This window comes from Bacillus sp. LR--39, assembly GCF_053613335.1.
The window spans coordinates 1-559 of sequence record NZ_JBSIOT010001373.1 but is presented as its reverse complement, the minus strand read 5'-3'; the positions used below and the strand labels follow the sequence as shown (position 1 = coordinate 559).

Below are 559 nucleotides of genomic sequence, written 5' to 3'. Positions count from 1 at the left end.
GCATCTTTTGGATTGATCATGACATCCCGGCGATCTGCAGCGTTGAAAGGATCTTTTTCACTATAAATCATCGAGTTGAACTGTTTTCCGCGCCTTGTCGTAACGAGAAAGCGTCCTTCCGTTTGTCTGTTTTCAGGAAGATCGACAGGGATCAGGTTGCCCCTGCCGTCTGCCGTCGGACAAACACCGCCTTCACAAAGCCAGGCGCCGCCCCATTGAAAGACATCTCCGCGTTTTTTTAAATGCTGAATCCCGTCATAATTCCGGTTGGCAGCAGCGATTTCTTCACGGATTTCCGCAGCGCCGTCAAAATGGATCAGTTCTTTGTCTTCGGGCCGGACCCGTTTGGCGAGATCTACATAAATTTCCCATTCTGAACGGGCTTCTCCGATGCGCGGTCCTTTAATTTCGGGGCTGAAGTATACCATCCGTTCCGTACTGGTCGAGGTTCCTCCGCCAGGCTGTTCATACCTTGTCATCGCAGGGAGAATGATGACTTCCTCTTTGGCATCGACCAGGGTAGAGGTATTGAAGATGATGTCCTGATGGACTCTCACTT

General features: G+C 50.6%; 1 pseudogene. It reads right to left on the bottom strand.

Features of this window, described 5'->3' with window-relative positions:
• Window positions 1–559 (bottom strand): annotated as a pseudogene (locus tag ACWHAR_RS30565) (FdhF/YdeP family oxidoreductase); the annotation flags it as partial.